Genomic DNA, 25742 nt, shown 5'->3' with positions numbered 1-25742 from the left:
TACTTAAAAATTCTCTCTACATGATCATTCATGAAGAGCTCTCTTATATGAAAAGGAAAGCCCGGTCTTTACCGAGCGGTTCGATTCTGTCGTAATTATTCACTTTAGAATAAAACCGTTGTGTTCAAAAAAAAGTACTCTTCAACCAAATATGAAGAGTCTTCGCACAAAATGTATCCATTGCTTACACTAGTCTAACATGGCTTTAATACGTATGCAACGATAACGCATGAGTCGTAATAATCTGACTACTTCAAGTATCCTTTAAAAACAGCAAAACCCGCGGAAACCAATCGGAGCAATCTTCCTCAAGACATATATGATGCCTTCCATTATCAGAAAAATACAAAATTTTATTAGTGGAAGCCAATTCATCATAAAGAAATTGTGCTGTGTTAAATGGCACAATTCCATCCTGTTTCCCTTGCACAATAAAGACAGGAATTTCGATATGCCGATAATAAGGTTCCACGCTTCGGACCAATTTCATAAATTCAATTGTTGAAGCTAATGGCACATTATTAAACTTATGTCGATAACGTAAAAATAGCTCATTATTCGTTAAATTATGATGATATGCATCTGTCGCAAGCAATTTGAAATCAATGACCAGTTGCTTAGGACTAATATATTTTGCGGCAGCACTCAATAATACTAGCTTTTTTACCTTATAACGTTTCGCCAAATATAAAGCTATAATGCCCCCCATTGAAAATCCAACAACGATAATCTCATCTACTTTTTTAGCTAATGACCGTATGGCTAGCTCTGCGTCCATTAACCAGTGCTTTGCAGTAAATCCATCCATATGCAAGGCTTCGCCATGCCCCGATAATGTTGGTTCTACAATGAGCCAATCTGTATGCGTCCGTAAGTATGTTGTAAACGGCTCCATTTCATAGGGACCACCTGAAAACCCATGAATGCATAGTACACCTATTGACAAATCCCTCACCTCATTTAACAAAGAAACCTCTAAAAAAAAAATGAATCGGTGAGCAATTTATCCCACCGATTCAATGAAAACTATGACGTAAAAGCTTGTAAAATTGTCTCTAATTTCATCCCACGGGAACCCTTTAGTAAAACAATAGATGATTCATTAGCAAGTTTTAGTTTTTCAATAATAGGCGTATAATCATCTTCGGCATACAACAATCGCTCTGCTCCAAAGCGCTCTTTTAATACTTCATAAAGATGAGTCATTCGAGGCCCAAATAGACAAACGTAATCGATTTCTTGCTCATCTATATCCTCCGCTAACCCTTCATGGAAACGCTGTTCATCCGGCCCAAGCTCTAGCATATCCCCTAATACAAGCCATTTTTCAGGTCGAATAGTTGAAGTAGCGATAAATTGAATAGCCGCTTTTACAGAGGTAGGTGCAGCATTATAAGCATCATTAATAAATAATGCACCATTTGTACCTTGTACTTGTTGCATCCTCATATCTGTTAATACTACATGCTCTAAGGATGTACGAATTTGCTCATTTTTTAAACCTAGTTGATGAGAAATTAACATGGCAACTAATGTATTTTTCACTTGATGCTTTCCAAGTACAGAAATAAAGAAGTCACCCTCTATCATACCGTGGGTTGTAAAGCTACTACCATTAGCATTGGCATGAATATGATCGGCAAATAAAAGGTTATTTGGCTCTAATCCAAACGCTACGGCATTTAAATGCTGTTCCTTAGCCACTAATTCCTGTAGCAATGGTTCATCTCCATCATAGAATAATAGGCCATCCGGCTGCATTCCTTGAATAATCTCAAACTTTGCCTGTGCGATACCTGCACGGGACCCTAAGTCCTGCATATGGGCCTCACCGATATTTGTAATAACTGTCATATGTGGCTGAGCTAGCTTTGTTAAAAATTCAATTTCGCCGAATCCACTCATTCCCATTTCAAGGACAGCTACCTCTGTATCTTCATCAAGCTGTAATATGGTAATCGGTAAACCTAGTTGATTATTAAAATTCCCAATTGTTTTTTGAACTTTAAAGAACGGAGCAAGTGTACCCGCTAAAATATCTTTTGTTGATGTTTTACCGTTAGAGCCAGTAATACCAATAAATTTTGCTTTATGTTCATTCCGATAAGCTCGAGCCATTTCCTGTAAAGCTATTTCTGGATCATCCACAAACAATAAAGGTATACCTTCGGGCGGATTAGGTTCATCCTTTTGCCAGAGAGCAGCACCTGCACCTTTTTCAAACGCCTGAGCAACGAACCGGTGTCCATTTGTTTGCTCACCACGAAATGGTACAAATAAATCCCCCTGTTGAATTGTTCTTGTATCAATGGAAATTCCTGATACAACCGTATCATCGTAAGCCGACATATCCTCATTTAACCATGCAGCTAATTGTTTTAATGTTTTTTTCACAATAATCCCACTCAGTCTTTTTTATAGTGAAGCTGTTGTTTTTCTTCAAAACGTTCAATGGCTAACGTAATCAAACGATTGATCAGCTCTGGATAGCTTACATTTGTATGTTGCCACAGTAGTGGATACATACTTACTGGCGTGAAACCAGGCAATGTATTGACTTCATTAATGTAAACGCTATGATCAGCTGTTACAAAAAAGTCGGCACGAACTAAACCACTACCATCAATCGCTTTAAAAGCCCGTTTTGCCAGATCTTTTAAGTTTAATTCTGTTTCCTCTGGTAGCTCAGCTGGAATAATCAGTGCTGTGGAGCCGTCCTTGTACTTAGAATCATAATCATAAAATTCTGTAACAGGTTTAATTTCACCTGGTACTGAAACTTCTGGATAATCATTTCCTAAGACGGCAAGTTCAATTTCTCGAGCGATAATACCTTGCTCGACAACAATTTTACGATCGTATTGTAAAGCAACCTCGATTGCTTTTATTAATTCATCACGGTTTGTTGCTTTGCTAATCCCCACACTAGATCCTAAATTTGCAGGTTTCACAAACATTGGCCAAGTCAATCTTTCTTCACAGCGTTCAATAATAGCCTGTTGTTCATTTTTCCACTCACTGCGAATAAAGTACGTATAGGGCACTTGTGGTAAACCAGCAATCTCGAATAATTGCTTCATAACCACTTTATCCATTCCAGCAGAAGATGCTAAAACTCCATTTCCTACATAGGGAAGATTTAGAACCTCTAGTAAACCTTGCACGGTTCCATCCTCACCATTTGTTCCATGTAACAATGGAAAAATAACATCGAACTGTACTGATTTGCCATGTTTGTCGATTAAAAAATCAGTAATATTATTTTCTAAAATTGTAGTATTATCACCAAACTGTAGTTCTTCGATAGTACTTACAGGCTTTTCTAAACGATCTCCGCGTCGCCATTCTCCTTCAGATGTTATGAAAATCGGATATACTTCATACTCCTCGAAATTCAAAGCACCAGTGACTGCACGAGCTGTTGATAAGGATACCTCATGCTCTGCTGACTTTCCGCCGTATAATAAACCGATTCTTTTTTTCATTTTTGTGCCCTCCACATACTTCTTGAGTACTATTAGTTTATCACGAAACGTCTTGACAAATGACATAAAAATCCCACCGTAATTTTCGACGGTGAGATTTGAGTGTATATTTCGTTAAATAATATAAATCAATTCATCGTGCTCAGTTTTCAAAATGGTATTTAAATCGTCCCATACTTCATCAGGAAAAGAATATTCTGACAAGTTGCGTACTTCTATCCCATATGCCGCTTTTGGTTTTTCAATACGGTACAACGATAATAATGCACCGTCTTTAGAAAAGGATCGATAAGAACGTAAGAATTCAGGTGAAATGGTAGGGATACTTGATTTTACTTTTCGACGCCAAAATCCAGTGCTACGTTCCTTTTCGCGAATTAAACTATTAAAAACATTTGCCACCAATAAATCCGAATCACTTAAATGTCGGAAATAAATTTTTGTCATTTTTTCTAAATCTGAAGAGTAATAGACGAATCTATTTTGCAATTTGTTAAAAAATGCAGATGTAATTGGTTCTTTTTTATGACTTATGTAAAGCAATTCCCCTTGTTCCATCGGTGTTAGATGGTCTAGCCTCTTCTCATCCATAAAATCGACCCAACATAATTCCTTGGACTCAGCCGATTTTTTTACAAAATGGGGTACCTCTTCATCCAATACATATTCAAATTGTGTATGCATATTAAAAGAACCGTCTTCATAGGAATGTTTTAGTAAAAGTAAGTGATGCAGTGGTTCAAGCGAAGCCGCAAATTGCGAGAATTTCAACCCGCTAAAAATGACAAATTTATCTACATCATTCATATGAACATAAATATGATACATAAAATCATCAGCTGACTTTAATTTTTTAGCCACAACCATCACCCCATTCTTCACTACATTATAAGACTAAACTCGATTTTTTTGAAACATTTTATGTTAATTGTCGTCACAACTATATACGCAGGCATAAAAGTGTTTTTTGCGTTATAATAGGAATGTTAAACATGCATTTGCATACAGGTTTTCGATTACTCATTGAGTTAAAATATTTGCTTAAAAGTTCCATTGACAACGTTCAAAGCAAATTGCAATCTTATCAGTAGACATTCATTCTTTCTGATTTTGAATTTGCACTATTCTTTCAACATTATAAACCAAAATGGAAGAAACGCATTATATTTACTCATATTGAGATACTATTTTAATTTAGGTGGATTTTATGGAAAATAAACGAAATTTCGCAAATCGTTTTGACTGGACCCTTGCTTTTATTCTTTTCACTTTTCTAGTCATTAGTTTGTTAGCTATTGCATCTGCCCAAACATCCGGTCAATATGGCATTAACTACGTTCCAAAACAAATGCAATGGTATGTAATTGGTGCAGTAATTATTGGCATAGTGATGTTTTTTGAGCCAGATCAATATAAAAAAATGTCATGGTATATGTATGGAGCAGGGATTGCCTTATTGGTACTGCTTATTTTTATGCCTGAAGGAGAAGGTCAAATTGGTGCACCGGTCAATGGCGCAAAAAGCTGGTACCATACACCCCTTGGAAACATTCAACCTTCAGAGTTTATGAAAACATTCTACATCTTAGCACTGGCACGATTAATTAGTAAGCACCATGAAGTCTATTCATTAAAATCATTAAAAACAGACTTCTTATTATTAGGAAAAATCGGTTTAACTCTTATCGTTCCATTAGCGATTATTTTGAAACAACCAGACCTTGGTTCAGCACTTGTATTCTTTGCTATTACCGCTGCCCTTATTATTGTAGCGGGTATTTCATGGAAAATAATATTACCTACATTTTTAGGTGGTGTAGTAGCAGGTGGTTCACTATTATGGATGGCTCTCTACATGCAAGATTTCTTAGAGAAAACATTCGGTTTTAAAACATATCAGTTCGCTCGAATCTATTCTTGGCTTGATCCCTACTCCTATTCTTCCAGTGATGGTTACCATTTAATCACATCGCTCAATGCAATTGGATCAGGTGAAATTTTCGGTAAGGGCTTTCGAAACCGGGAAGTTTATGTTGCAGAGAACCATACCGATTTCATTTTCACTGTAATCGGTGAGGAATGGGGCTTTATTGGAGCAAGTATTGTTATTTGTATTTTCTTCCTACTAATTTATCATTTAACAAAAACTACTCTTTTATTGAAAGATCCATTTTCAACATATGTTTGTGCTGGTATTATCGCTATGATTACATTCCATGTGTTCGAGAATATAGGAATGACGATTCAATTATTACCGATTACCGGTATTCCACTTCCATTCATTAGCTATGGTGGTAGTTCATTAATGGGAAATGCTCTAGCTATCGGACTTGTCTTTAGTATGAGGTTCCACTATCGGACGTACATGTTTACTACACATGATGAAGATGAATAAAAATAGAAAAAGGGAAGCCTCTATTACAGAGACTTTCCTTTTTCTATTGTAAACGAGTTAAGCTTGAACTTGCGGTGTCTGCGTTGGTGGTGTTAGCACTTTTAAAAGTTCTAGTCGAGACTTTGTTACAGTGGCTGTTACACCCAACTTAGATAAATTCGAAACAATCTTTTTCAAATCTACTTCTTTCCTCATACATTCCACCTCAATCTTTCCTCGATTTTATATAACGTTTAATTGGCAAAAAAGTTTCATTTTTCTACGAGTATGATGTCTGACAAGTTTATCATACCATTTAACTTTGCTTTGAAATTTTTCTTTTTTGTGACATTGTATTTTTTATACCCTGCCCTGTTCACCACCAAACATTTATAAACTAACCTAAACACCCATATTTTATTCATTTACTCTATTTCACAGCAAAAGAAAAGCCGTCTATCCATGTTTCTCCTTCCGTTTTCTTGTAATAGCAAGAACAACGGGGTTAGAATATACATATTGAAATATTGTATGAAAGCAGGGAACTGTATGAAAAAGGCAATTTTATTATTAATGTCTGTTCAATTCCTCGTTTACCTGGGGTTCGGTATTATTATTCCAGTCTTACCTGAGGTTATTGTGCAGCAAAATTGGGATAATCTCCATGTTGGTGGCTTACTGACCGTCTATTCATTAGCTAGCTTTTTCACTGCACCATTTTGGGGCATGCTATCAGATAAGGTAGGTCGTAAACAGCTAATCTTAACGGGACTAATTGGTTTTAGCCTAAGCTTTGTTATTTTTTCATTATTTATTGATAACTTAGCTATTTTATATGTTTCCCGCGTTGTAGGAGGATTATTTTCTGGAGCTTTATATACGGCTGTAACAGGATTTATTGCAGATATGTCTAGCGAGGAGACACGTAATAAATATATGGGCTTTATGGGTATGTCCATCGGTCTAGGATTTATTTTTGGCCCAGCAATTGGTGGAATACTAGGGCATTATAGCTTGCAATTACCGTTTATCGCATCAGCTATATTAATTGGACTATTATTTATTTATGCAAGTTTCGTCTTAAAAGAACCTGAAAAACGAAAAGATTCAAATAAACGTGCTATTGTGCCAAAAGGTGCTGGGAAAATGCTACAATACCGTGTGCGTTACTTATTTATGTTTTCATTTTTAGTAACATTTATGTTAGCAGGTGTTGAAGCTACATTCCAACTATTCCAAATCGAAAAAATTCAAATTACACCATTACAAATTGGTTATTTATTTATGTTTAGTGGCTTTGTTGATGCTGCGATACAAGGTGGTGTCGTTCGCCGAATTAAAAACGGTAGTGAGACAACTTGGCTAATCGGGGCACAAATTGTAACAGCCGTGGGGATGCTTTTATTCACGTTAACCGCTAACCTATTTATCGCAGGGCTAGCATTATGTGTCTTTACAGCCGGAAACGCACTTGCAAGAACATGTGTTGTTTCACTATCCTCTAAAGAATCTGGCGGGCAATATGGTACAGCAGCTGGACTATCTTATTCCATGGATAATCTAGGACGCATACTAGGTCCTCTATTTTTCACCTGGTTATTTACGATGCATGCAAGTCTCGGTTACTATACATCAGCAGTAATCGCTATTCTTTCTATTAGCTTAATTTTTATTTTTAAAGCCTCTAAAAAATCGTTGCGTTTTGATTAACATTGATCATGGCTACGATAGAATGATTAACAAGCAATTCGGATTATCTCTAGTAAGTCATAGAGATAATCCTTTTCTATGCTAACTAGCTACTTAAAATCTTCTTTCCTCATTTGAAGTAGGCTATACTAAGTATGTTATTATCAATAGTAAAGGTAGGTGTAGGAATGAGCATTTTTACAGATATAGAATACTTAGTTCCTTTAACTTTATTTTTTAATATTTTATTAGCCATGACTATCATTTTTTTAGAACGTAAAGATGCTACATCTACATGGGCATGGATTCTCGTACTATTTTTCATACCATTAGTTGGGTTTATTTTGTATCTATTACTTGGAAGACAGTTACGAAAAAAACATTTATTCCGTTGGGAAGGGCGTAAAGATATCGGTATTGATACGCTCATCAACTATCAAATGGATGCCATTCGTGATGAAACATTTGAGTTTCGTATTTCAAATGCAGAGAATTATCAAGAGATGATTTACATGCACCTTAGAACAAACAATGCCGTTTTAACGCAGGACAATCATCTAGATATTTTTGATGATGGGGCCAATAAATTTGAACAGCTCCTTAAAGATATTGAAGCGGCTAAGGACCATATCCATATTCAATACTATATCTTCCGTCTTGATGATTTAGGAACACGAATCGTTCAAGCACTAATTAAAAAGGCGCAGCAAGGTGTCAAAGTACGCCTCCTCTATGATGAGATGGGCTCACGTAATGTGAAGAAACGACATTTCAAAGAATTGCTTAATGCCGGAGGCGAGGTAGAAGTCTTTTTCCCTTCCATCTTTCCACTCCTGAATCCCCGTTTAAATTTTAGAAATCACCGAAAAATCGTTGTCATTGATGGCCGCATTGGCTATATCGGAGGTTTTAATGTTGGGGATGAATATTTAGGCTTACAAAAAAAGTTTGGGTATTGGAGAGATACACATTTACGTATTGAAGGTAGTGCCGTACATCCACTCCAAACACGCTTTTTATTGGATTGGAATCAAGCAAGCTCCCAGCAAAAGATGGGTTACTCGGACCGCTACTTCCCTGCCATCCCGAAAAAAGGTGATGTTGGTTTACAAATTGTTTCAAGCGGACCCGACTCCGATTGGGAGCAAATTAAGATTGGTTACTTAAAGCTGATAAATATGGCCCAAAAGTATATCTATATTCAAACGCCTTATTTTATTCCAGATGTAAGCTTCTTAGATGCCATTAAAATTGCGACTTTGTCCGGTATCGATGTACGTATTATGATTCCTAACAAGCCAGATCACATGTTTGTTTATTGGGCTACATATTCCTATGTTGGACAGCTACTTCGTGCAGGAGCAAAAGTATATATCTATGAAAAGGGCTTTATTCATGCCAAAGCTATCATTATCGATGATGAAGCTTCCACTGTTGGTACAGCTAATATCGATGTTCGAAGCTTTAGCTTAAATTTCGAGGTGAATGCCTTTATCTATGATGCCAACATTTCGCATCAGCTGGCGGAGCTGTTTGAAAAGGATATTTTTGATTGTACAGAGCTCACGTGGGAGATGTACCAAAACCGTTCATCATTGATCAAATTTAAAGAATCAATATCTCGGTTATTAACTCCTATTTTATAAAATGAAAAAGGAAGAGAGCTTGTTCGTGTAGAACCGCATCTCTTCCTTTTTCTTATTTCACGCCTAAATATTCTTCTAGCGTAATGCTTTGCTTAGCAATTTCTTTAGCTACGTCCTTACCAACATAACGATAATGCCAAGACTCATACATATAGCCTGTAATTTCCTCTTTATTTTGAGGGAATCGTAGAATAAACCCATACTCTTGAGCGTGTGCAAATAACCACTGACCTGCTGGTGTTTCTCCGAATTCCTCTGTCAGCCAAACATCTTCTTTTCCACGCTCTCCTATATCAAACGCTAAGCCTGTTTGATGTTCTGAATAGCCTGGACGAGCACTGTATCGATCTGCCGCTGCTTGTCCATCACGATTAACATAGTTGTTATAAAGTGTTGTTTGATATTCAAAAGAACGATAACCGCTAAAAGCAACTAAATCAAACCCTTGTTGCTTGGCGGCCTCTAGCATTTGATTAAGCGCTTTTCTTGCCTCTGGATTTTCCTCAGGTGCAAAGGTAGAAGGAAGCGGATAAATTTTATTTGCTAGCAGAATGCCTTTTATATAAGTAGGTTCGGTAGGTAATGTTTGATTAGGCAGATAGCCATTTTCGTCTGGTTGTTGCTCTGGCTTTTCAGTTGTTTCAGGTGTAGTGTCTGACTTCTCTGTTGTAGAAGAATCTTGCTCTGTTGATTTATTTGTTTCTGTAGATTTTGGTTGCTCATTAGATGCACTATTTACTTGATTATTTTTATAGTTGTAAACTACAAAAATAGATACGATTAACGCAACAGAAATCAAAGCACCCATGATGAGCAAAAGACGATTGTTTTTCACTATTTATGCCCCTTTTAAAAATAGCAAATACGAAAAGAGTAGGTCCTCCCTCTGTAAATACTTATCTTATTTTATTACTTGATTGATATAATCTCATTTTAGCACTGTTCACATGTTCAGGTGTGAAATTCACCTGTTATTTTGTAAATATTAGTCTGTAAGAATAATGATGAATACGATGATTGAAGCTAACGCAAAAAATATCGCCATATACTTCATCCATTTCGCTTCTTTTCCATATCCTTGTTCTTCAAAACTTTTTGCTCTAAAGCCATTTGACATGGCAAACATAATCGTCATTGCAAGTACAGCAAAATTAAATTTCCCTATAATAATAAATACAAGTGCCGCAATACTAAAAATAGCGACTAAAATGGATGATAGCCATTTTCTGTTCATCATGTTGTCCCCCTAAAAAAATCGAGGCAACAGAGGCGCCTCGACATGAATAAATTATTTTGCTTTTTCTGGATGTTGCGAATAGTACTTTCGCCCAATATATGTTTGTAGAATTAACAACGCACCACTGACAGACCAATACAAAGGTAATGCTGCCATAGATGACATTGAAATAAAGACAATCATAATTGGTGAAATATAAATAAACATTTTCATTTGAGCCTTTTGCTGCTCAGGTACAGTCCATAACGATACACGTGCCTGAACGAGGTAAACAATACCTGCTACAATCGTCATGACGATATCAGGAGACCCTAAACTAAACCATAAAAACTCATGTGACTTCACATCTGTTGAATATAAAATCGAGAAATAAAGACCCATAATAATCGGCATTTGGATTAACATTGGTAAGCATCCCATGTTTAATGGATTAATGCCATGCTTTTGATAGAGAGCCATCATTTCTTGTTGATATTGCGTTTGCTCTTCTTTTGTCTTAGCTTCTTTCATTTTCTTCTGAACTGCTTCCATTTCAGGCTTGAATGCATCCATTTTTGTTTTCATCAATTGTTGTTGACGATAATTTTTTAACATAATTGGCATTAAGACTAAACGGATTAGAACAGTAATCGCTATGATTGCTAAACCATAACTACCTGCAAAGATATTGTTTCCGAAAAATTCCAATAAAAATTCCATAGGTTTTACAAAGATACTATAGAAAAAGCCTTCTTTGTTTTGCACTGCCTGACAGCCACTAAGTACAAAAACAGCCAGCCCAAGCATTGAAAATAGTTTCAAATTTTTCATTTTTCCACCTACTATAATTTATCAACTACTGTGAAGTATACCTTATAGGGTCTATCTTTATCAAATAGAAGTGCCCTATTTATGTTTGTTATTTTCATAAAAAAGGTGCGAGCTATAGCAGTATAGCTAACACCTCCGCACCTCATATTGTTCTATGCTCAAAATCTATGCATTTTGTAATTCTGTCTCAGCCATTTCAAATCGGTAAAATTCATGATGGAGCTCATCTCTAAAATGCTTCGGTGTAACACCAGTATACTTTTTGAAAATACGTGTAAAATAACTTTGGTTACAGAAATGGAATTGATCAGATATAGATGTGATACTTTTGTTGGTATGTCGTAAGTAGTATTGTGACTCTTCTACACGTCGAACATTTAAGTATTCAACTAATGTAATACCTACATGTTCTCTAAAAATACGTGATAAGTGACTAGTACTTATGTGGAAATTATTAGCTATACTTTCCACAGTTAAATCATTTTCTAATTCATCATTTATATACATGATCACTTTGTTGACAGTTTGATGTCGGAAAGTCGGTTGTTTGCGATCTGCAATAAAATAAACAAAGAAATCAATTAAATCATCGGCAAATTGCAAAAATTCTGCGTCTTTCATTTGGTTTTCGATCATATCATTACAAGCAATATTGAAAGCAAATGCCTTTTTTGAAGGTACTTGATTGTCTAGCAATTTTCGAGCAACGATCGAAGACAAAACGGAAAAATAACCTCGAACAATTTTAATGACCTGCTTCCCAAAACGAATTGAAAGAATATCAATTAATTCATGTAAAGATTTTTTCGCTTTGGTGGATTCTAAATGGTAAATTTCAAAAATTAATTTCGACTCAATATTAAAAAATTCTTCGACGCCGATATATTGATTTATATTATCGATTTCTTGGAAGTATCTTTTGGAAATCGTTTCTGACATAGAATGTTGATGTAGTTGCATAATCTTCCCCATCTTTCCTCAGAGTGCACGAACTGCATTACAATATTTGACATCAATCCCAGTGAATAAAAAATAAGAAAATAGTATTTATTAATTTATCTTAAGAACTGAGTCCTATTTCACATTTTTTTAAAAAAACTACCTTATAAATAACCTAACTTAAACACCAGAACACAAGAAAATAGACTATACAGTGAATTTTACCATATTCTGCGATTTCCTTTCAACCACATTTTAATTGCTACTCTAGTTCTAATTTATCACATAGGCATAGTAGAAACCTTGTAAACTTATTCCTAACAATTAAATTTTACCATATACGTATCAAAATATTTTAGTCATTATCTAAATGTATTTACAAATTATACAAGACAAATTTCACCATTCTAATGAGTCAATCGACATTTTTCTATTTTATTCCTAAATCTTCTCTATATAATTTATATGATTATGTAGTAAAATAGATGATAATACTATTTTTAAAAGTTTAGACGAGGTGTTTAAAGTGGAACCAAAACAAATAGAAGAAATTATGGAGATCATTAAGGAATTCTTCCCCGAGAATACTTCCATTGCTATCTCTGATACCAATGAGTATTTGTATTACCAGCCAAGTAAGAAGGTTGATTTAAAAATTAAACCTGGCGACCCTATTAAAGAAGGTTCAGCGGCTCATAAAGCCCTAAGCTATGGTCAAAAAATTAGCTCGTACATCGAACCTGATGTTTTCGGTGTAGCCTATTACGGTATGAGTATTCCTTTAATGGAGGAAGGCGAAACTAAAGGAGCTATCACTGCTATCTTCCCGCAAAAACCATCAGCATTCTTAACAAACTACATTACCATTAAAATCGATGATTGCTGGTACCCAATTAAGCATGATCAAGTGATTTATTTAGAAACACAACTCCGTAAAACATTTGTTAAAACAATGTCTCGTGAAGGTTATCACCGTTTAAACCTAAGTGATTTAGAGCTATTTTTAGCACCTGATTCATTTATTCGTTGTCACCGCTCTTACATCGTTAACATTGACTACATCGATGAAATTCAACCAGATTCTCACTCAACGTTTTTATTAATAATGAAAGACGGTACTCGTATCCCTGTTAGCCAACGCTACGCAAGCTATTTCCGTCGTTCTTTAGGTTTCTAATTTTAAGTACAGCGAGCAATCTATGTGGATTGTTCGCTGTATTTTTTTAATCCGAAATAGACTCCTCATGTCCCCTATTAACAATTTTCGCATAGTTTTTATGTAGTAATTACCTATATTTATACAGCTCTACAATAAAACGTTTTCTCTGTCGAAAAATCATCTTAATGCTCGATTTTCCTTTTTTTACTCAATTTAATGCTATTCATAAAGTAATTGTGACAATTTGGTGATAGTATTATTCAAATGGTTGGAGTCATACTACAACTGAATAAACAGAAAATTCTCAAATGTTTTTTCTAGTTTTGTAATCGGTTTCCATCAAAATTATTTAGGGGAGGATTTTTTTATGGATGCAAATGTTCAAAAACGCCTAGGTTTAAAAGAGCTTGAGAGTAAAATTGTCACTGCTGAAGAAGCAGCAGCGCTTATTTCTAATGGTGATGTAGTTGGGATGAGTGGTTTTACTCGTGCTGGGGACGCAAAAGTTGTGCCAATGGCTTTAGTTGAGCGAGCAAAAAATGAAGAATTCAAAATTGATGTATATACAGGTGCATCATTAGGACCAGAAGTGGATAAGTACTTAGCAGAAGCTGGTGCCATTCGTAAACGTGGACCATTCCAAGGAGACGCTGGTATCCGTAATTTAATTAACTCTGGTGATGTTTTATATGTAGATGCTCATCTTTCTCATAATGCTGAGCTAGTGCGCCAAGGAATTATCGGACCAATTAAGTATTTAATTCTTGAAGCGGTTGCTATTACAGAAGATGGGTTAATCATTCCAACAAACTCTGTAGGTAACTCACCTATCTTTGCAGAATATGCAGAAAATATTATTATCGAGTTAAACATCTCACATCCAGAAGCTTTAATCGGTATCCATGATATTTATGTACCTGGCGAACAAGGTAAACGTGAAGCTATTCCAATGACAGACGCTATGCAACGCATTGGTGATATCGGTATTAAAGTGGATCCAGCTAAAATTAAAGCAATTGTTATTTCTGAAGAGCCAGATGCTCCTTCATTAATCGTACCTCCAGATGAAGAAACACAAACTATGGCAAACATTTTATTAGACTTCTTCAGCGATGAAATTAAAGCAGGTCGTTTAACAAAACAATTAATGCCATTACAATCTGGTGTTGGTTCTGTTGCAAACGCTGTACTTGATGGCTTTGCAGATTCAGAATTTGAAGATTTAATCGTGGCATCAGAAGTACTTCAAGATGCAGTATTTAACTTAATCGATGCAGGTAAGGTTAAATTTGCCGCTGCAACTTCAATTACATTGACTGAAGAATTACAGCAAAAAGTATATGGCAATTTAGAAAAATATGCTGATAAAATTTGCTTACGTCCACAAGAAATTTCTAACCACCCTGAGCTTATCCGTCGATTGGGTCTAATCTCAATCAACACAGCTCTTGAGCTAGATATTTATGGTAACGTAAACTCAACGCATGTCTCTGGTACTCGTATGATGAACGGTATCGGTGGTTCAGGAGACTTCGCTCGTAACGCACGCCTTGGTATTTTTGTTACAAAATCATACGCAAAAGGTGGAGCAATTTCTTCTATCGTACCAATGGTATCTCACGTTGACCATACTGAGCATGATGTAGATGTTATCGTAACAGAACAAGGTATCGCTGACTTACGTGGTCTTGCACCAAAAGAACGTGTACCTTTAATTATTGAAAACTGTGCACACCCAGATTATAAAGAGCAATTATGGGATTACTACAACCGTGCTGTCGAAGCAACTGGTAGCCATCAAACGCCTCACCTTTTAGAGGAAGCACTTTCTTGGCATGTAAACCTTGCTAAAAACAAAACAATGAAAAAAGAAGTGTCAAAAGCTTAATCTTCAATTTTCAGGACGCCTACTAAGTGAAAACTTATTGGGCGTTCTTTTTTATTGGAAATGTTATAATAGGAATATATGCAACTATCTTACTAATTTGTTCTAATTCATGGGAGGAGCTATGAAAAAATTTATTTATGTAATTATTTTCTTTTCTTTTTTCGACCTATTTACCCAGCTACCTGTTATGAGTACATATGCTGAGTCTTTAGGAGCATCAGCATTCCTTACAGGTCTTGCAGTAGGTATGTATTCGTTATCCAATACATTTGGTAATATTATTTCAGGCTTTTTAACGGATCGCAAAGGACCTTTTATCATACTCATCGTTGGTCTCTTAACAACAGGTCTATCATTAACACTTTATAACTTAGTAGAGGAGCCATTTGCGCTTTTAGTAGTCCGTTTTATTCATGGACTTGTTGCAGGCTTCATTGTCCCTGCCGCCTTTACATTTTTAGCAAACGCTACTGAGCAAGAAAAAAGAGGTAAGGGTAGTGCTATTTCTGGCGCATTTGTTGGTATTGCTGCTATTATTGGCCCTGCTTTTAGTGGTATTCTAGCAAGCCGGACAAGTGTCCCATTTGTTTTTAATATTACTGCAAGCTTTATGCTTTTATTAGGGATCCTTTCTTTCTTTTTACTAAGAGCAAATCAAGTAAAAAAAGAAAAAGCGGCACCAAGTACATATATACCGATAAGTGTATTTTTTAATAATACAGGAACATTAAAGGCATTTTCAGGAGCCTTTTTCTTAATGTTTTCACAAGGTGTAATTGCATATCTTCTACCGCTCAAAGTTCAATCGCTAGGCTTTGACTCTCGTTTAAGTGGCACATTGATGAGCACATTTGGTATTATCGCTGTACTTGTTTTTTTATTACCAACTAATCGTATTTTTGATAAGGTTAATCCTCTAAAAACATTGTCACTCGGTATTGGATTAATGGGATTAAGCCAATTATTAATAAGCCAAGCTGATTCTAGCTCTTTGCTTTATCTAGCAATGGCATGTTATGGGGTAGGGTTTGGGTTCCTTTTCCCTTCCGTCAATTCACTTTTAATCGATTCTACAACTGCTGAAATACGAGGAAAAGCATATGGTTATTTCTATGCATTTTTCTCTCTTGGTGTAGTATTAGGTTCTTCCTTGTTAGGATGGTTATCACTTGGAGTGATTAGTGGCTTTATCTTTACGGGAATTGTATTATTAATATTTGCTGGAGTAATCTTACTCCCACACAAAAGACCTTCTCATGCATAGATGAGAAGGTTTTGTCATTATTTTTCCTTATCTTGAATTTCCTCATTATAGAAGTGGACACCAGTATGTCCTCCACCTTCAGCGACCATTTCATTTGAGGCAATCTTCGTTGGAGAAGTACCAGCCTCTGTTGCCACCTCTGTTGATACGCGTTCTGCAATATTGTCGTGCATATCAGGACCTGTTGTCAGATAAGATTCTAATCTTGATTTCATATTATTAAACATCGATAGTGCTTTATCACGGTTCTCTTTTTTACTTAAATAAGATGCTGCTAATCCCGCTAATCCTGCAATGACAACACCTGTTCCTTTTCGTTTAGCCATAATTTATTACCTCCTAAAAATATAGAAACTAGCTCTGTACTATAGTTTTTCCCTATTCTTAGAAGAATAAACATTTATTTTTTTATCTCTATCTGCATATATATAAGAATAAGAAATATACTTGCCTACATATCCGCCGTACAACCTATTCTTCTATTCACATTCAGCTAAATTTTCGACATTTATCATAATTATGTAATTTTTTATGATTATAAAAGGCAAGTAAAGGGAATTAATGAATTAATACTAAAAATAGGAGCGTGATTATGATGAAGGATTTCGATTTAGCGTATGATTGGATAGACATGGCTTCATTAGTAGGAGGGGCAGGCCTTTTAACCGTACTAATTTATGGTGTTATACTTTTGTAAGGAGCTACTTGAATGAGTTACTTTAGAATTTAAAAGGCAATCCGCTTACCTTCTAAGCAGATTGCCTTTATTTTATCGTTTTACATCATTATAAGCATCTGATTTGGCAAAGGCCGCTACTACATAGGAACAAACTGCTTCCATCTTATAGCCGTGTTCACGCGCATACTGTGCTGCCTGATCAAGCAATTGTTTGGCCACCCCTTGACCTCGGAGCTTATCTGATACATAGGTGTGATCCATTACCATTACTTGCCCGTTTTGCTGCCAAGTAATTTCTGCAAGTCTTTCCCCTGCTTGCTCATTCAAAAATGCAAATTTATTTCCTGCTAATTGCTGTAATTTAAATTCCATTTCTCACCACTCCTTTTAAACATAGTACCATAGCCTTTTGGATTTTCACAAAACTTGCGACTCTTCTAAACAAAAAGAATCTGTCCACTCATTCTAGTAGATGAGTATGACAGATTCTTTTATTATTCATTATTAGTTAAACCAAGAAGATATAGTATCTTTTAAATTAGTAAAGAAGCTTTTCACACTCTCCCAAAATCCTTTATCTTCCATAAGAGAGCCGAACTTTTCCTGAATCGTATTACTAATATCATTTAATTGTTCAGACCATTTACTGAAATCAATATCCAGCTTACTGATTTTATCCATTAAATCTACGAGCAATTGACGGTCCTTTTCACTTAAATTGATGTCAAGCTTGTTTAATTGCTCTTGAACGATCTTTTCAACGTCTTCACGTGTAGCTGGCTTTAATTCAGCAATTTGCTTTTTAATTTCTGTAAGTAATTCAGCTACCTTTGCATCATCCACACCTGCAGATTCAGCAATAGATGTTGCAACCGATAACTCCTCATTTGCTACATCTGTTCGTTCAATATCAAGCGTTTCACCTGTAGTAACCTCGTATGCCTTGTAAATACCAACTAACGCCGAATGCCCTGTTACCGCCTTAGGTGCAGCCACCTGTACTGTAGCATCTTCAATCCCCGCCGTTAACATTGCATTCGCGTACATTTCTGATGTCACCTGTGTAATATTTGTTGGTGTGACAATTTCTATTACTAGACCTTCCCCTACATCTCTTCGTGTAATTTTAGCAGAAGAATACATGCGGGAACTTGAATTACTATCTTTAATGTATTTAACTAGATCCTGACCTGATACCGTTATTTCTTCGATTTCAGGTTCTTCATTGACTTTTAATGATTTTTTTACTGACTCTTTTTCAGTTTCAGATAAATTTGCCCCATATACAACGATTGGAACGCCTAACTTTTCATCAATTGCTTTCGGAGGCGTATTATCAGATGCAAACCCTGTCGCTGGTGCCATCACACCAAATACCAACATAGTAGCTGTTAGTATTTTCATCCAAGTTTTTTTCAAATCGTGTGACCCCTTTCGATAAAACCTCATAATTAGCCTGAATAATGTATACCACTATACAGTTATTAGTACGTAAAAAAGAAGAGAAGGTTTCAAGGATGTCTCTTGTCGCTATTATTTAATTTAATTAATCGTCCACTAGACTTCTTCAGTCCAGCCGTCCTGTTGCTTCACTTTACCAGCTTTCATCAATGTTCCTAAGGCACGTTTAAAGGCACCCTTACTCATATGAAACATTTCTTGAACTTCTTCAGGAGAGGATTTATCGCCAAATGGCATTTTGCCCCCAACATCCTGTAGATAGCTCAAAATTTGCTGCGCATCATCGGAAAGGCGCTCATGTTTTCTCGGCAAAAGAGAACCGTTCATGGAGCCATCTTCTTTTACATCAATAATTCGAACTACTACATCTTGTCCCATGCGTGGCTCCGCATTACGCTCTGATTCATGCACAAAAATACGATATGGATGTTCTACACCTAGTAAAAACGAACCAACTGGTAACAAACGGTATGGGCGTGCCTGAATGTTTTTATTATGCAAATCTTCAAATGCACCTTCATATAGCTCCGAAATCTTTTCTTCCGTTGCTAATCGTCCAAATAAATCACCGTTACGATCTGTGCGTAATGTCATAAATAAATGATCACCTGGAACCGGCCATACTTCTTTTAATGGTGGTAAATCCTCTGCTTTAACTAACACTTCTCGGGAGGAACCTATATCTACATATGCCCCTTCACGTTCTACTACTTTTAGCACTTTCGCCCAACCATATTCTCCTTGTGTAAAAGCTGGGATTGCTGTTGTAGCAGCTAAATCCCCTCGTCGATCTACAAATAAAAATACTTCAAGGCGGTCACCTACTGTTAGCGGCTCTGTTACCTCTGAAGCATTTAAAGGTAGTTCTTCAACTCCATTTGTTAAAATCCATTTTGATGTTTGTTGCTCTAATACCGTTAATGTAACGACTTCACCTGATTTTAATGCGTCCATATTGTCTCCCTTTCCTCCACACCATCATTTTATAGATTGTGCTGTGTTTTTGATGCCTCTAATTTTTTCACGATGTCTGGATTCTCTTCCATTACTTGCACAAGATCTGCTATACGATCGATTGAATTCCAACTTAAATGATGCTCAATTCCTTCAACATCATTATATATACGCTCTTCATCCACACCAATCATTCGTAAAAACTGCTCGAGCAATTCATGGCGCTGCACAAGACGCTTTCCTAGCTTTTCACCTTTCGGCGTCAATGTCAGCCCACGGTATTTTTCATAAACTAAATAACCATCTTTATCTAATTTTTGAACCATTTTTGTAACAGAAGAAGGAAGAACAGATAATGCTTCAGCAATGTCAGACACTCGCGCATATCCTTTGTTAGCGATTAGTAAATAAATTTGTTCGATATGGTCCTCCATACTAGGTGTTGGCATATCCTTTTCCCTCTCTTTCCTTTTCTTACTCTCTAGTTTACTACAAGCTTGGCTTAAAAGTTAACTGAAAATACATATGCCAGAAAATCACGACCTGTACAACTTAAAAAGAGCCTCTTCATTTAAGAAGTAGGCTCCGCTTTGTGTCGAGGATACTTATTTACCACATGTAACGCGTGAATAATCTCTTTGTTGATGCGCTCAATACTTTCAGGAGTATTCATTTCCTTAAATGCCTCGTCTCTAGCTTCCATAGATGTAACATACTTACTCGGCAATGCATTTAGTGTAAGTGCCACCGTGTCGAGTTCACAGATTTCGCATTTACAAAATGTTTGATATTCCGGTCCTCGTAGTAAAAAGCTTACTAAACCACGCACAATCTCTTCTGTAACATTTACTAAAATAGGATCTGACTTATTCAAACTTTCGCCTCATTTATATTGAATGGTTACATTACTCCTGAAACTATAATAGCTTTTAAAAAGTACTTTTTCAAGAATCACTAGTAGCATCTATTCGCACAAAATTAGTAGTGTCAAAGTAAGATTAATCTCCTGCTTTTTCCTATCAAATCACATCTTACCTACTACTTTTTTGCTTTTATTAGTCTTAATGAATTAAAAACAACTAATAAGGTTGCGCCCATATCTGCAAAAATTGCTATCCATAACGTTAACCATCCTGGGATGACTAGCAGCAACGCAATTAATTTTAAGGCTAGGGCAAAAATAATATTTTCCTTAATAATGCGTAGTGTTTTTCTGCTTAACCCAATTGTGTATGGGAGCTTTGTTAAATCGTCACCCATTAAGGCAATATCGGCTGTCTCGAGAGCTGCATCTGTGCCTGCTCCTCCCATTGCAATTCCCACATTTGCAGTGGCCAATGCTGGCGCATCATTTACACCGTCCCCAACCATTGCTACGGCTCCATACTGTGCACGTAAATCTTTAATCGCCATTAATTTTTCCTCTGGTAATAAACCAGCACGCACATCTGTTACCTGTAATGATGTAGCAATGGCCTTAGCAGTAGGCTCTGCATCTCCTGTTAACATCACCATATGTTTTACTTTTAGGGCATTAAGTTTTTGCAAGACATCCTTACTTTCATGACGCAATTGATCAGCAATCCCAATTAATCCAATGAGTTGGCTTTTCGAAACCGCTGCTACTACTGTCTTACCCTGTTCCTGTAGTTTTTTAACCTGCTTTTCTATATTTTTATCGATAGAAGCTAATGTGGATACCCATTTCATGCTACCTACGTAAATAATCTGCTGATCAACTGTTGCAAAGGCTCCTTTGCCTGTGACTGATTGGAATTCTGTAGGCACTAGCTCAGATAAATTTTTATCGTGTAATCTATTTAATATAGCTTTTGCTAATGGGTGCTGGGACTGTTTCTCTACTGCTGCCACTAGCTGTAATACATAGTCCTCTGACCAACCATCCATTGTCACTATATCCGTAACAGCTGGCTGTCCTTCAGTTAATGTACCTGTTTTATCAAAGGCTACTGCTTCAATATGTCCTAATTGTTCTAAATGAATTCCGCCTTTAATCAGGACACCTTGTCTTGCAGCATTCCCAATCGCAGTGACAATAGCCACCGGTGTAGAAACAACGAGTGCACAAGGACATCCTACTACTAGCACTGCTAAGCCTTGGTAAATCCAGTGCTGCCAATCTCCTATAAATAAAGGTGGAATAACAGCTACTAAAAAAGCAACAATGATAATAGCTGGTGTGTAATACTTCGCAAAGCGATCTACAAATTGCTGAGAAGGTGCTTTCTCTGCCTGCGCCTCTTCTACAAGATGAATGATTTTAGCAATTGTTGTGTCTTCTACTCGCTTTGTCACGCGAACCTCAAGCGCACCCTCTTCATTTAATGTGCCTGCGAATACTTCATCATTCACTGTTTTATTTACTGGAATGGATTCACCTGTTATAGCTGCTTGATTTACTGCAGATAGTCCGCTAATGACAATGCCATCCATCGCAATCTTTTGCCCAGGCTTTACAAGTAAAATATCCCCTATCTCGATATCTTCTGTCGGCAGTTCAAGCTCATGAAAATGCTCGCCATGCGCTCTTTTAATAATAGCTGTCGGTGGAGCGATATCCATTAACCCTCGAATCGATTGTCTTGCCTTATCCATAGAGTAAGCTTCAAGTGCTTCACTTACGGCAAATAGAAAGACTACAACTGCCGCTTCTTCCCATTCGCCAATAATAGCAGCTCCAATAATAGCGATTGTCATAAGGGTCTTCATATCAAATTCAAAGCGAGCTAAATTACGGAAGCCCGTTTTAAAAATACCAATTCCCCCTACAAGAATAGCTATGATGAACATGGCTATTGGAATCGGGTTTGTTTCTCCCTGCATAGAAACAAATAAATAGCCTAGAATGACAAAGAACAAAGATATCCCTGCCAAAATATTCTCTTTTTTACGGTAAAAAGGTGTAGATTTTTCAACTGTTCTCACTGCTGATTGCGACACCTTGATCCCATCAAAGGCACCTGCTTCTTCAATTTGATTCACACTAATGCTGCCGACTACCGTTATTTTAGAAGCACCAAAATTGACTTGTGCATCCTCCACCTCAGGAATAGCCTTTACATTTTTCTCAAACTTCGCTGCACAGCTAGCACAGGAAAGATTTTGCAATCTGTATTCTTGTTTAGTTGGCGTCGCTACCATTCGCAATCCCCTCTTTCGCATGTTCATAGGCAATTGTTACAATTTGAAATACATGCTCATCCGCTAAAGAGTAATACATTTGCTTCCCTTTGCGGTGTGACTTTGCTAAATTATTATCTTTTAAGTAACGTAAATGATGTGATGCTGTTGCGACTGACGAGCCAATAATCGATGCTACATCACAAACACATAATTCATCCTCTACCGTTAAAGCAAAGGCGATTTTAAGCCTTGTTTCATCAGATAATGCTTTTAAAAACTTTGCTACCCCTGATAGATCAGGCATTTGTTGTTGTACCTTAGTGACTGCTTCTTCATGTACTTGCGTCACTTCACAAATTTCTTTTGGCATTGTTCCTCACCTCATTCAAATATTCGTTTGATTGTATTCAATGTAACATATTATTCCATCTTATTCAAATGAATATTTGAATGTTGTGATTTATATCCTAGTAAAAAAAATTAACGTACTTTAATAAGTACGCTAATCATTTTTGTTACTTCGCTTTTAATTTTAATGTTTTACCTTTAATATCTTCCTGTTTTACAAAAGTTCGATGATAATCACCATTTGCCCAATCAAGTACCTGATCTTGATACCAATCAGACTTTACATGACCACTTTGACCAGGTCCAACAATATGATAGCCAGAAGATAAATCACCCACATCCACAACAAAACGCCAAGAAGCACCATGATCCACATTACCAGCAAGATCATTATCAGCTGCCTGTACCGTCACTTTGGATCCTCCAATTGGAACCTTTTTAGCATTAAAATAGGCAGCTAAAATTGGAGAAGCACTACCTAACGTATGATCAAAAGTGAGCTGGTGGAAATCTCCCCATTGCCACTTGGATGCATTTTTACCAAATTGATCTTCTAATTGTGCAATGGTAAGCTCAAGTGCCTTGTAAACTGTTGCATCAACTCCACCTTGCTCCTCTATCCAAATACTCTTGCCCCCTGCATAGGCAGTGCGTAAAAGCTGGTCTGTAATATTAAATTTACCATGCATGATGTCATACATATCTGCAGGCATTTGATCTTTAAACAATACTTCCTGTAATTTGGTCATAAGCGTATGGAATACGAGTGGTGCGCTTGATTCCTTAGCATCCACCATATCCCATTTCTCCAGCATGGCAATAATCTCTGTGTACGTACCATCCTGATCTTGCGCTTTCATAGATGTTAATAAACTAGGAAGAAATTCCCTTGCATAGAGATTATGTTGATCCATTTGCAAGTTCATCATATCTTCTACCGTTATCGAATCATTCGCCTCAAGCACTTCTTTAATTCGTTCAAAACGGTAAGGCTGAGCCCAGAAATCTGTAATGTGATAAGGATATTCCTCTCCTACGACTTGATTATTGGCTGTAGCAATAAAGCCTTCCTCTGGATTCACTACTGTTGGCAGCTCATCCCATGGAATAAAACCATCCCAACCATAGTCACTAGAATCACCTGGAACTGGCAATTGACCATCACCTTGCTTACGAATAGGAATTTGACCATTTGCTTTATAAGCAATGGTGCCATCCTTTGAGGCAAAAACGAAGTTCTGCGCAGGTGCCTTAAAGTCTTCTAAAGCTTTTTCAAAGTCATCCCAAGATTCAGCCTTATTAAAACCAATTACTGCACGTAATTCTGCAGTTGATTGAAGTGCTGTCCACTGCATTGAAAATTGTGCAGTTGGCTTGGTATCTTTGAATGCTAGATCCGTCATAATCGGACCATGGCGAGTCACCACCACATCAAAATCTACAGTTTCTCCGTCCTTCACCTTAATAGATTCATCACGTACCTCAGCTTGCTCCCATTTTCCATCGTAGCGGTATTGTGTTGGATTATCGGGATTAGGTATTTCAATATATAAATCCTGCACATCCGGGCCAACATTCGTCACACCCCATGCTATATCCTCATTATGACCCAAAATAATACCTGGAATTCCTGCAAAAATAACACCACTAACATTTTGTTGTGGAGATTGCAGATGCATCTGATACCAAATGGATGGAGTACTCAACCCTAGGTGAGGATCGTCCGCCAAAATAGGTGTACCTGATTTAGTTTTATCACCAGAAACAACCCAGTTATTACTGCCGTTAAATTCATTAGGCAGTAGATCTGCATTAAATTGTCCTGCTACCGCTACAGGGTTTTTAATATTTGCCTCAATAATAGATGAAGCATTTTCAGGGTATTTAATAAATAATTCTTTGGCCTTTTCTTCATCAAAATTTTGTAAAGCCCAGTGACGGAAGGCAAGTGTATTCCAATTCCCTCCCAAATCATATGCCATATACTTCCCAATCGTTAAAGAATCCACGACTGTCCATTCCTCTGGCTCGTAGCCCAATAATGAAAATTCATAGCTTAAAGTTTTATTTTCCTTAGCTTGCGCAATAAATGCATTTACCCCTTCTGCATACCACTCTAGTACTTGCTTGCTTTCCTCATCATAGGCTGCGAGCGATTTCTCAGCGGCATCGCGTAAGCTAAATGTACGAAAGTGTTTGTCCGTATTTATTGTTGCTTCCCCAATAATTTCTGATAATCGACCACTCGCCTGTCTTCGTGCTAAATCCATTTGAAATAATCGATCTTGTGCTTGAACATAACCTTGCGCACGATATAAATCCGCATCTGTCTTTGCAAAAATATGAGGAACCCCTTTGTCGTCCCTTGTAACCGACACATCCTGCTCTAAAATATGGACAGCTAATTCGCCATCAATTATCGGCTTAGATTTATTCATAAACCATGTAAATCCGATAAAAGCTACGATAGCTAAAGTCGCTACGATCCCAGCAAGGACGATGAGCCACTTTCTCCATTTGAACTTTCTCTTTTCCATCTCATTACCCCCTCTGTGCACTATATTCCTTCCTACCTCTTAAAATCCTTAAAACAAGGTTCAAAAGATTGTCGATAGCGAATATTTGTGTGTTATGTAAGTAAATCAATCTTTAAATACAAAATTTT

The 25742-nt window shown here is 36.7% G+C and carries 24 protein-coding genes; 6 read left to right on the top strand and 18 right to left on the bottom strand.

The annotated features are described in order from the left end of the window. Positions 1-253: 253 nt before the first annotated feature. The 4 genes from PI85_RS03100 to PI85_RS03085 all read right to left on the bottom strand — a co-directional run bounded on the left by PI85_RS03100 (position 254) and on the right by PI85_RS03085 (position 4352). The gene (locus PI85_RS03100) at positions 254-946 is read right to left on the bottom strand and encodes a carboxylesterase (RefSeq protein WP_036121045.1); all 693 of its coding nucleotides are present in this window, start codon (positions 944-946) and stop codon (positions 254-256) included. An 80-nt stretch (positions 947-1026) separates the two neighbouring features. Continuing rightward, a complete protein-coding gene (murF, locus tag PI85_RS03095; RefSeq protein ID WP_036121048.1) occupies positions 1027-2394 on the bottom strand; it encodes a UDP-N-acetylmuramoyl-tripeptide--D-alanyl-D-alanine ligase in 1368 nt (455 codons plus the stop codon). An 11-nt stretch (positions 2395-2405) separates the two neighbouring features. Continuing rightward, complete coding sequence (locus PI85_RS03090; RefSeq protein WP_036121052.1) at positions 2406-3485, bottom strand: D-alanine--D-alanine ligase; 1080 nt, start codon at positions 3483-3485, stop codon at positions 2406-2408. A 114-nt stretch (positions 3486-3599) separates the two neighbouring features. After that, on the bottom strand, positions 3600-4352 hold the full coding sequence (locus tag PI85_RS03085) for a hypothetical protein (RefSeq protein WP_036121055.1): 753 nt from the start codon (positions 4350-4352) through the stop codon (positions 3600-3602). Between the two features lie 340 nt (positions 4353-4692). On the opposite strand from PI85_RS03085, the gene PI85_RS03080 reads away from it, so the two are divergent. Beyond that, positions 4693-5880 (top strand): FtsW/RodA/SpoVE family cell cycle protein, encoded by a 1188-nt coding sequence (locus PI85_RS03080; RefSeq protein ID WP_008177081.1) that lies wholly within the window; start codon positions 4693-4695, stop codon positions 5878-5880. Positions 5881-5937: 57 nt separating this feature from the next. Here the strand turns inward: PI85_RS03080 and PI85_RS24580 are convergent, their stop codons facing one another. Continuing rightward, the gene (locus tag PI85_RS24580) at positions 5938-6075 is read right to left on the bottom strand and encodes an Lmo0850 family protein (protein ID WP_164908744.1); all 138 of its coding nucleotides are present in this window, start codon (positions 6073-6075) and stop codon (positions 5938-5940) included. 333 nt (positions 6076-6408) lie between these two features. Here PI85_RS24580 and PI85_RS03075 point away from each other — a divergent pair, with 333 nt between their 5' ends. Continuing rightward, positions 6409-7569, top strand: coding sequence for an MFS transporter (locus tag PI85_RS03075; RefSeq protein WP_036121058.1), 1161 nt, complete (start codon positions 6409-6411; stop codon positions 7567-7569). 167 nt (positions 7570-7736) lie between these two features. Next, entirely contained in the window at positions 7737-9194 is a 1458-nt protein-coding gene (gene cls / locus PI85_RS03070; RefSeq protein ID WP_036127405.1) for a cardiolipin synthase, read from the top strand. Positions 9195-9246: 52 nt separating this feature from the next. Here cls and PI85_RS03065 read toward each other — a convergent pair whose 3' ends face one another. The 4 genes from PI85_RS03065 to PI85_RS03050 all read right to left on the bottom strand — a co-directional run bounded on the left by PI85_RS03065 (position 9247) and on the right by PI85_RS03050 (position 12201). Further along, entirely contained in the window at positions 9247-10029 is a 783-nt protein-coding gene (locus PI85_RS03065; protein WP_036121061.1) for a D-alanyl-D-alanine carboxypeptidase family protein, read from the bottom strand. Between the two features lie 150 nt (positions 10030-10179). After that, entirely contained in the window at positions 10180-10431 is a 252-nt protein-coding gene (locus PI85_RS03060; RefSeq protein WP_008177088.1) for a hypothetical protein, read from the bottom strand. A gap of 51 nt (positions 10432-10482) precedes the next feature. Then, positions 10483-11241, bottom strand: a complete 759-nt coding sequence (gene yidC, locus PI85_RS03055) for a membrane protein insertase YidC (RefSeq protein WP_008177090.1) — start codon at positions 11239-11241, stop codon at positions 10483-10485. 165 nt (positions 11242-11406) lie between these two features. After that, positions 11407-12201: a helix-turn-helix transcriptional regulator gene (locus tag PI85_RS03050; protein ID WP_025114261.1), complete on the bottom strand. Its 795-nt coding sequence runs from the start codon at positions 12199-12201 to the stop codon at positions 11407-11409. Between the two features lie 505 nt (positions 12202-12706). Here PI85_RS03050 and PI85_RS03045 point away from each other — a divergent pair. The 3 genes from PI85_RS03045 (at position 12707) to PI85_RS03035 (ending at position 16491) form a co-directional block, all read left to right on the top strand. Beyond that, positions 12707-13357: a LytTR family DNA-binding domain-containing protein gene (locus PI85_RS03045; protein WP_008177095.1), complete on the top strand. Its 651-nt coding sequence runs from the start codon at positions 12707-12709 to the stop codon at positions 13355-13357. A gap of 349 nt (positions 13358-13706) precedes the next feature. Further along, positions 13707-15227 carry a succinate CoA transferase gene (locus PI85_RS03040; RefSeq protein WP_031416501.1) on the top strand — a complete coding sequence of 507 codons (1521 nt, stop codon included), beginning with the start codon at positions 13707-13709 and terminating at the stop codon, positions 15225-15227. A gap of 121 nt (positions 15228-15348) precedes the next feature. Next, positions 15349-16491 carry an MFS transporter gene (locus PI85_RS03035; RefSeq protein WP_036121065.1) on the top strand — a complete coding sequence of 381 codons (1143 nt, stop codon included), beginning with the start codon at positions 15349-15351 and terminating at the stop codon, positions 16489-16491. Positions 16492-16508: 17 nt separating this feature from the next. Here PI85_RS03035 and PI85_RS03030 read toward each other — a convergent pair whose 3' ends face one another. The 9 genes from PI85_RS03030 to PI85_RS02990 form a co-directional block, all read right to left on the bottom strand. Further along, positions 16509-16817, bottom strand: a complete 309-nt coding sequence (locus PI85_RS03030) for a hypothetical protein (protein ID WP_008177106.1) — start codon at positions 16815-16817, stop codon at positions 16509-16511. Positions 16818-17260: 443 nt separating this feature from the next. Continuing rightward, positions 17261-17542, bottom strand: coding sequence for a GNAT family N-acetyltransferase (locus PI85_RS03025; protein ID WP_036121068.1), 282 nt, complete (start codon positions 17540-17542; stop codon positions 17261-17263). Between the two features lie 132 nt (positions 17543-17674). Beyond that, positions 17675-18589, bottom strand: a complete 915-nt coding sequence (locus PI85_RS03020; RefSeq protein ID WP_036121071.1) for a DUF1002 domain-containing protein — start codon at positions 18587-18589, stop codon at positions 17675-17677. 138 nt (positions 18590-18727) lie between these two features. After that, positions 18728-19585, bottom strand: a complete 858-nt coding sequence (locus PI85_RS03015; RefSeq protein WP_036121074.1) for a S1 RNA-binding domain-containing protein — start codon at positions 19583-19585, stop codon at positions 18728-18730. Positions 19586-19614: 29 nt separating this feature from the next. Next, positions 19615-20034, bottom strand: coding sequence for a transcriptional regulator MntR (gene mntR / locus PI85_RS03010; protein WP_008177112.1), 420 nt, complete (start codon positions 20032-20034; stop codon positions 19615-19617). Between the two features lie 122 nt (positions 20035-20156). Continuing rightward, a complete protein-coding gene (locus PI85_RS03005) occupies positions 20157-20459 on the bottom strand; it encodes a late competence development ComFB family protein (protein ID WP_036121077.1) in 303 nt (100 codons plus the stop codon). Between the two features lie 164 nt (positions 20460-20623). After that, the gene (locus PI85_RS03000) at positions 20624-22747 is read right to left on the bottom strand and encodes a heavy metal translocating P-type ATPase (protein WP_036121080.1); all 2124 of its coding nucleotides are present in this window, start codon (positions 22745-22747) and stop codon (positions 20624-20626) included. After that, a complete protein-coding gene (locus tag PI85_RS02995; protein WP_008177117.1) occupies positions 22728-23099 on the bottom strand; it encodes a metalloregulator ArsR/SmtB family transcription factor in 372 nt (123 codons plus the stop codon). Before PI85_RS02995 ends, PI85_RS03000 begins: the two co-directional genes overlap by 20 nt. Before the next feature lie 145 nt (positions 23100-23244). Next, positions 23245-25614 carry a penicillin acylase family protein gene (locus PI85_RS02990; protein ID WP_036121083.1) on the bottom strand — a complete coding sequence of 790 codons (2370 nt, stop codon included), beginning with the start codon at positions 25612-25614 and terminating at the stop codon, positions 23245-23247. Between the last annotated feature and the right edge of the window lie 128 nt (positions 25615-25742).

The organism is Lysinibacillus sp. A1 (assembly GCF_000801965.1).
GTDB lineage: Bacteria > Bacillota > Bacilli > Bacillales_A > Planococcaceae > Lysinibacillus > Lysinibacillus fusiformis.
Note: the sequence above shows the minus strand (reverse complement) of the source record. Positions and strands in the feature narration are given on the sequence as shown.